This window comes from Cereibacter changlensis JA139, assembly GCF_003034985.1.
GTDB classification, from domain to species: Bacteria; Pseudomonadota; Alphaproteobacteria; order Rhodobacterales; family Rhodobacteraceae; genus Cereibacter; species Cereibacter changlensis.
The window spans coordinates 1-7,910 of sequence record NZ_PZKG01000156.1 but is presented as its reverse complement, the minus strand read 5'-3'; the positions used below and the strand labels follow the sequence as shown (position 1 = coordinate 7,910).

The window sequence follows — 7,910 nt, the reverse complement described above, 5'->3', positions numbered from 1 at the left end:
CATGGCCGGCTTGTGCGGCACCGTGGCGATGAAGCCGCCGAAGTTCTGCTGCGCGCGCAGCCCGGCGACCAAAGCGGCGAGCCCGTCGGGCGCGACATGGAACGGCACCAGCACCCCATCGACCCCGTGCCGGCAGAGCAGGGCGTTCATCACCTCGGGGGTCTTCACGTGGTGGATCGGGTCGGCGAGGATGCCGAAGATGCGGGTGTGGCCGGTGATGGGCATCATGTGGGGGTCCTGAAGAGCGCTGTGGCCGGTGCGGTTCGCGGCGGGTGGCTTGCCCGCCGCCTCATGTCATGTAGAGCCCGCCGGCGACGTCGATCGTCTGGCCGGTGACGAAGCTGGATTCGGGCGAGGTCAGCCAGAGCGCCACATCGGCCACCTCCTCGGGTTGGCCCAGCCGGGCGAGCGGGGTCAGCGCCACCTGCGCCGCATTCACCTCGGGGGCGACGCCCCGCACCATCGGCGTCTCGATCCGCCCCGGCGCCAGGGCGTTGACCCGGATGCCGAAGGGCCCCAGTTCGGCCGCCAGATGCTTGGTGAAGCCGATGATCGCGGATTTGGTGGCGGCGTAGTGACAGGCGACGATGGGCGAATAGGTCTTGCCGGCCACCGAGGAGGTATTGACGATCCAGCCGCGGCCGGCCTGCCGCATGCCCTCCGCCAAGGCGCGGATCGTGTTGAAGCTGCCGGTCAGGTTCACATCGACCACCCGGCGCCATTCCTTCGGGTCTATCTCCCAGACCCTGTGGGCGGCGCCGGCGTGTTTCGGCGAGATGCCGGCGTTGTTGATCACCGTGTCGAAGCCGCCGCCCATTTCGGAGGCCGCCTCGGCCAGCGCGCGCTCCAGCGCGGCGTAATCCGCCACATCGACGGCGAGGCCGACCGATCCGCCACGGCCCAGGGCGGCGATCTCCTGCCGCATGCGCGCCACATCCGCCTCGCGCAGGTCGGCCACCCCCACGGTGGCGCCGCGCCGGGCGAAGCCGAGGGCGATGGCCCGGCCGATGCCGTTCGCCGCCCCGGTCACCAGGACGCGCCGTCCGGCGTGGCTGTCGCGGCCGTCGATCTCGGCCGGGTTGGTCTCGCGTGTCGTCATGGTTCAGATCCCCAGATAGGCTTGGCGCACATGGTCGTCCCTCAGCAGCGCTTCCGCGGCGCCGGAAAGGGCGATCTCGCCGTTTTCAAGAACATAGCCCCGATCCGAGGCCTTCAGCGTGCTGAACACATTCTGCTCGACGATCAGCACCGTGGTGCCGGTCGCGGCGATCTTGCCGATGACCTCGAACACCTGCGAGACGATGATCGGGGCCAGCCCCAGCGAGGGCTCGTCGAACATCAGGAGCTTCGGCCTCGCCATCATGCCGCGGGCGATGGCGACCATCTGCTGCTCGCCGCCGGAAAGCGACGAGGCCTGCTGGTTCATGCGCTCGCGCACGCGGGGGAACAGCTGCAGGACCTCCTCCAGCGTCTCGGCCTGCGCGGCGCGCGCGGCCTTGCGGTAGGCCCCCATCAGCAGGTTCTCGCGCACCGTCATGTCCGGGAACAGCTGCCGGCCCTCCGGGATCAGGGTGATCCCCAGGTCAACGACCTCATGCGCGGCGGTCCGGGTGATGTCCTGACCCTCGAAGCTGATCCTGCCCGCGGTGGGGGTGATCAGCCCGGCGATGGTGCGCAGCGTGGTGGACTTGCCGGCGCCGTTGGCGCCGACGATGGTCACGACCTCGCCCGCCTTCACCTCCAGCGAGACACCCTGCAGGATGGTCGTGGCCCCATAGCCGGCGTCGATGCCCTCAATGGTCAGCATGGACGAAATCCTTTCCGAGATAGGCTTCGATGACCTGCGGATCGCGCACCACATCCTGAGGCTTGCCCTCGGCGATGATCTCGCCCGAGCTCAGCACGATGACCCGGTCCGACAGCGACATGACCGCCTGCATCACATGCTCGATGGCGATGATGCTGACCCCCGTGTCCCGGATCGACAGCATGAGGTCGATGGCGCGGCGCACGTCGGTCTGGTTGATGCCGGCCATCACCTCGTCGAGCAGCAGGATGCGCGGCTGCATCGCCATGACCCGCGCCACCTCCAGCCGCTTCAGCCCGCCGATGGTCAGCCCGCGCGCCTCCGCGTGCAACCAGGGCGCGAGCCCCATGCGATGCGCCGTCTCGCGGGCGACCTCGCGGGCGTCGTTCACATGCGGGTGGCGGTAGAAGGCCCCGACCATGATGTTCTCCTCGACGGTCATCGAGGCGAAGGGCTGCACGATCTGGAAGGTCCGGCCGACGCCAAGGGCCGCGAAATCTCCCGGCGAGACCGGCTGATGCATCTTGCCGTCGCGGTCGAGCACCGAGACTGTGCCGCCGTTCGGACGCATGAAGCCGGAGATCATGTTGAAGACGGTGGTCTTGCCGGCGCCGTTCGGCCCGATCAGCCCGAGGATCTCGCCCTCGCGCAGGGTGAAGGAGACGTTGTTGGTGACGTGCAGACCGCCGAAGTGCTTCTGCAACCCCTCCACCCGCATCACCTCGGCGCCCAGCGGCGGTCGGGTCTCGGCCCGCGGCATCGACACGACCGGCCCGGCCTGGCTCGGCGTCTCCGCCGCCTTCTCGCGGGTGAAGCGCGACAGGGCCCCCATGATGCCGTTCGGCATGAACAGCACGACCAGCAGCAGCACCACGCCGTAGACGAAGCCGTGCAGCCCCAGCGCCTGCGCGCCGAGCGCGCCGCGGGCGATCTCGGTCAGTGGCACCAGCAGCACCGCGCCCAGCAGCGGGCCGTAGATCGTGCCGATGCCGCCGATCAGCGCGAACATGGCGATCTGGATCGAGAAGGTCAGCGAGAACACCGCCGCCGGCTCGATGAAGGTCAAGTACATCGCGTGGAAGGTGCCCATCATCGCGGTCAGCGCGGCCGAAGCCGACACCGCCAGCAGCCGAACCCTGACCGTCTGCACGCCGGCGGCCTTCGCCGCCGACTCGCGCTCGCGCGTCGCCACCAGATAATAGCCCAGCCGGTGCTCGCGGATCGCCCAGGCGACACCGAGGCAGACCAGCATCATGCCATAGGCGATGACCAGCGCCGGGAGCCGCTCGCGGAACACCATCCACTCCCAGCCCAGCTTCAGCTCGATCATCATTCCCATCGCGCCGCCGGTCACGTCGCGGAAATGCAGCGCCAGAACGCGGAAAACCTCGAGGAAGGCGATGGTCGCCAGCGCGAAGAACGGCCCGTGCAACCGGAAGCAGGGATAGCTGATGACCACGGAAGCGACGACGGCGACGGCCGCCCCGGCGAACATGCCGATCCAGGGCGAGACGCCCATGTTCATCAGGATCATGCCGGCATAGGCGCCGATGCCGTAGAACATCGCGTGGCCCAAAGACAGCTGCCCGGCATAGCCGCCGACGATGTTCCAGGCGGTGGACAGGCCGGCGAAGATGCAGATCGTGATGAAGACGTGGTAGATGAACGCGTCGCCCACCACCACCGGGATCAGGAACAGCGCGGCCAGCACCGTCGCCAGCGCCAGCGCCGCAGGGCGCAGGTAGACCGGGCGGGCGGCGGGCGGGGCGAAGGTTTCGGTTCTCTGCATGGCGTCCTTCTTCACGAGATGTGCGACAGGGAAACGCGCGTGCCGAACAGGCCCGACGGCTTCAGGATGAGGATCACGAGGAACACGCCGAAGACCACCGCCTCGCGCAGGTCCGAGCCGATGTAGAACCCGGCCATGCTGTCGATCAGGCCGATGATCATCGCGCCGACGAAGGCCCCGACGATCGACCCGAGCCCGCCCAGCACCACCACGACGAAAGCGGTCAGCACGAAATAGGTGCCGATGGTGCTGGAGACCGGATAGAGCGGCGCCACCAGCGAGGCCGCCAGCCCGACGCAGGCCGCGCCGATGCCGAAGCTCAGCACGTAGATGCGGTCGACGTTGATGCCCATCAGCTGGGCCGCCGCCCGGTTCTGCGCCACGGCGCGGATCGCCCGGCCGGTCTGGGTGCGGCTGAGGAACAGCTGCAGCCCGATCACCAGCAGCACCGCGGCGATGAAGATGTAGACCTGACCCTCGAGGATCCGCACCGGGCCGATCTGCACCGGGGCGCGCAAGCCGCTCGCCGGTGTATTGGCGATGTCGGCGCCGAAGATCAGCAGGGCGAGGTTGATCAGCGCGGTGGACAGGCCGACCGTGGCGAAGATCTGCACATGGTCGTCCCGCGCCAGCAGCAGCGGCTGGATCAGGAAGCGCTGGGTCATGGCACCCAGCACGAAGAGGAACGGCGCCACGGCCAGGACGGTGACATAGGGATGCAGGCCCAGGCCGACAGTGATGATCCAGGTCAGGTACATGCCGGCCATCAGGAACTCGCCATGCGCGAAGTTGACGACTTTGACGATGCCGAAGATCAGGGTCAGCCCGATGCTGATGATGGCGAAAAGTCCGCCGAGCATCAGCCCGTTTGCCACCAGTTGCAGGAAGATGTTCATGACGCCTCGCGATACAGGGCGGGAGGGAGCGGGCTGGCCCGCTCCCCCGGGGGCGGTTTACTGGGCGAAGCGCATCTCGGCGGCGGCGGCCTCGGGCGGATAGACCGTGACCAGCGTGCCGTCCTGCCATTGCATGCCCATCATGCTGGCGCGCTGGTTCTGGTTGCCCTCGCCGAACTGGACGCCATAGCCCGCGGCGGTCTGGCCCTGCGGGATGTCGATCGCGCTCACCGCGGCGACGATCTGGTCCGGCTTCAGCCCCTCGGCGGCGTCGATCGCCTTGAGGATGGCCAGGGCGCCGACGTAGTTGTTCAGCGAATGGCCCGAGCGCGGCTCCATGCCGTATTTCGTCCGGTAGGTCTCGACGAAGCTCTCCAGCCCCGGCGTGAAGTCGGTGTTCACCGCGTATTGGGTGAAGTCGGCGTCCAGCACGCCCTCGATCACGTCATTGCCCACCGCCTCGGCGGTCGGCAGCATGGAATAGCCACCGCCGCCGCCGATGATCGCCGAGGGTTTGTAGCCGGCCTCGCTCGCCTGCTGCAGGAACAGCACGGAGTCGTTCTGGTAGGAGGTCTGCAGCACCACGTCGACGCCGCGCGACTGCAGGTCGAGCACCATCGAGGACATGTCCACCGTCGCCGCCGGATAGGGCATCGTGGTGACGATGTTCAGGCCGGCCTCCTTGCCATAGCGCTCCTGATGGCCAGCGACCGAGGTGCCGTAGCTGGAATCCTCGTGGATAATGCCGATCTTCAGATCGCCCGGCGCCTTCCCCAGCCCCGGGGCCACCTTCTCGACGATCATCTCGACGATCAGCTTGCCCATGTGGTCGGCGGTGGGGTTGGTGCGGAACAGATACTTGAAATCGCGCGAGGTCACCTCGTCGGCCACGGCGCCCAGCTCGAAAAAGGGGATGCCGGCCAACTCGGCCACCTGGCTCGCCGCGATCGAGCGGGCGGAGGAATAGGAGCCGAAGATCGCCTTCACCCCGGAGAGCGAGATCAGCCGGCGCGCCTCGCCGATCGCCTGGTTGTTGTCGACCGCGTCGCCGCGCTCCAGCACGATCTGCTCGCCCTGGACGCCGCCGGCGGCGTTCATCTCGTCGACCGCGATCTCCAGCCCGCGGGCGCTCTCCTCGCCCAGCAGGGCCAGCTGGCCGCTGAAGGGAAACAGCGCGCCGAACGTCACCTCGGCAAAGGCCTGCGGCGTCATCATCGTCAGCGCCAGGGCGCTGGTCGTCATCAGTCCTGCAAGTTTCATGGTGTCCTCCCTGTGGTCTGTCCCGTTCTGCGGGTCTCAGTAGTCGAGCGCGGCCTTGCCCTGGAAACTGGTGATCGGCGGGTAGGCGCGTTCGTCGGTGATCACGTCGATGACCGTGACGCTGTCGCCGACCAGCGCGGTTTCCAGCGCCGTGCGGAAGTCGGCGGGATTCTCGATCCGCACCCCGGCGCAGCCGACGGCGCGGGCGATGGCGGCATGGTCCACCGCCTCGAAATCGCAGACGTCGGTGTGCTCCGCGAAGAGGCTCAGCTCGGCGTGTTTCTGGTAGCCGAGGATCTGGTTGTTCAGCACCACGATCACCACCGGCAGCTTCATCCGCCGCGCGGTTTCCAGTTCGGACCAGACATGGCCGAAGCCGCCGTCGCCGGTGACGCAGACCACCGGAGCTTCCGGCCGGGCGGCCTTGGCGCCGATGGCGTAGGGCAGCCCCCAGCCGAGGCCGGCAAGCCCGCGCGGCGTGAGGAAGCGCTGTCCCGCCCTGCGCGCGGTGAGGCCGTTGGAGATCCAGATCGAGGAATAGCTCGCGTCGGCCACCACGATGGCGTCTTCGGGCAGCACCGCGTCGAGGTCGGCCATCAGCCGCTCCGGCCGGACCGGCGTCGCGTCCATGTCCACCAGCCGCAGCATGTCGGCCCTGTGCGCCTCGCGCCCGGCGGCGATCCGGCTTTCCAGGTCGGCCCGCCGGCCGGTCATCGCCGAGAGGTCGCGGGTCCGCAGCGCCTCGGCCAGGGCGGCCAGCGTCAGCTTCGCATCGCCCTGCAGCCGGCGCGCCTCGTAGTTCCGCCCGATCTCGGCGCTGTCGACGTCGAGATGGATGAAGGTCGCGTCGCGGGGATAGAGCGACCAGCTGTCGGTGCCATTCTGGTTGGTGCGGTTGCCGACCAGCAGCACCACGTCGGCTCCGGTCACGAGCTCGCGCAGGTGGCTGCTGCGACCGCCGGGGGCCATGAAATAGCCGACGACGCCCAGCGAGAGCGGGTCGGTCTCGGCCACGGCGCCCTTGCCCATCACGGTCGTCGCCACCGGCAGGCCGAGCGCCTGCAGCGCGGCCAGCTGCTCGACCGCGCCGGAGGAATGCACCCCGCCGCCGGCGATGACCAGCGGCGCACGCGCCGCGGCGAGAAGGTCGGCGGCCTCCGCCACGCGCTCCGGGTCGGCGGCGGCGCGGTCCAGGGGATAGCGCCCGAGGCTGGCCATCCGGCGCGGGGCGTCGGGCGACAGGTCGGGACGCTCGTCGAGGATGTCCAGCGGCACCAGCAGCACCGCCGGGCCGCAGCGGCCGCTCGCCGCCGCGGTGAAGGCCATGTCGATGTAATCGTCGATCCGCTCGGCGTCGCCGACCCGGCGCACCCATTTCGCCACGCCGGAGAACAGGGCGAAATGGTCGAGCTCCTGGAAGGCGTTCCGGTCGGTGAACTTGCGATGCACGTCCTGCACGATGGCCACCACCGGGATCGAGGCCTTCAGCGCCTCGGCCAGCCCCGGCACCAGCAACGTCGCCGCCGGGCCGTTCTGCGCCGTCACCACCGGCACCTGGCCGCTGATCCGCGCATAGGCGTCGGCCATGGCGGCGCCGGCGTTCTCGGTCCGGTAACCGACCTGGCGGATGCCGTAATCCGGCGCGGCAAGGAACAGCGCCGAGGGGATCGACTGCCCGAACACCTGCGTGACGCCGTGCCGCTGCAAGGCGGCAGCCAGCACATGCGCCCCTGTCCGGTTTGCGGTCTTGCGTTTGGTTTCGTCCAGCATGTCTCTTCTCCCTCAGCGCGCCGCGGCGTCGCCGGTCATTGTCAGAACGATCTTGCCCACATGGGCTCCGCCATCCATGCGGGCGTGGGCTTCGGCCACCTTCTCCAGCGGGAAGACGGAATCGATGCGGGGCAGGGCCTCGCCTCTGGCGAGCAGCGGCAGCACGTGCGTCTCCAGCGCCCGGGCCAACCTTGCCTTCATCTCGACGGGCCGGGCGCGCAGCGTCGATCCGGTCAGGGTGAGCCGCTTCATCAGCAGGGGCAGCATGTCGAGGTCTGCCGTGCTGCCCTGCTGGAAGGCGATCTGCGAGATCCGCCCGTCCACCGCGACGAGGTCGAGGTTGCGCTGCATGTAGGGCCCGCCCACCATGTCGAGGATCACCTCCGGC

General features: G+C 68.9%; 7 protein-coding genes and 1 pseudogene. All 8 read right to left on the bottom strand.

From position 1 onward, the window contains the following. A pseudogene (locus C5F48_RS20155) lies at positions 1 to 228 on the bottom strand (shikimate dehydrogenase); the annotation flags it as partial. Between the two features lie 61 nt (positions 229 to 289). Then, the gene (gene fabG / locus C5F48_RS20150) at positions 290 to 1,099 is read right to left on the bottom strand and encodes a 3-oxoacyl-ACP reductase FabG (protein WP_107665582.1); all 810 of its coding nucleotides are present in this window, start codon (positions 1,097 to 1,099) and stop codon (positions 290 to 292) included. 3 nt (positions 1,100 to 1,102) lie between these two features. Then, entirely contained in the window at positions 1,103 to 1,807 is a 705-nt protein-coding gene (locus C5F48_RS20145; RefSeq protein WP_107665583.1) for an ABC transporter ATP-binding protein, read from the bottom strand. Next, complete coding sequence (locus tag C5F48_RS20140; protein WP_107665581.1) at positions 1,794 to 3,596, bottom strand: branched-chain amino acid ABC transporter ATP-binding protein/permease; 1,803 nt, start codon at positions 3,594 to 3,596, stop codon at positions 1,794 to 1,796. The genes C5F48_RS20145 and C5F48_RS20140 overlap by 14 nt, the downstream gene beginning before the upstream one ends. 11 nt (positions 3,597 to 3,607) lie before the next feature. Further along, complete coding sequence (locus C5F48_RS20135; protein ID WP_107665580.1) at positions 3,608 to 4,492, bottom strand: branched-chain amino acid ABC transporter permease; 885 nt, start codon at positions 4,490 to 4,492, stop codon at positions 3,608 to 3,610. Between the two features lie 57 nt (positions 4,493 to 4,549). Continuing rightward, positions 4,550 to 5,752: an ABC transporter substrate-binding protein gene (locus tag C5F48_RS20130; RefSeq protein ID WP_107665579.1), complete on the bottom strand. Its 1,203-nt coding sequence runs from the start codon at positions 5,750 to 5,752 to the stop codon at positions 4,550 to 4,552. Between the two features lie 36 nt (positions 5,753 to 5,788). Beyond that, complete coding sequence (locus tag C5F48_RS20125) at positions 5,789 to 7,522, bottom strand: acetolactate synthase catalytic subunit (protein WP_107665578.1); 1,734 nt, start codon at positions 7,520 to 7,522, stop codon at positions 5,789 to 5,791. A 12-nt stretch (positions 7,523 to 7,534) separates the two neighbouring features. Beyond that, on the bottom strand, positions 7,535 to 7,910 hold a 376-nt coding region (locus tag C5F48_RS20120), incomplete at its 5' end, for a zinc-binding dehydrogenase (protein WP_146170667.1).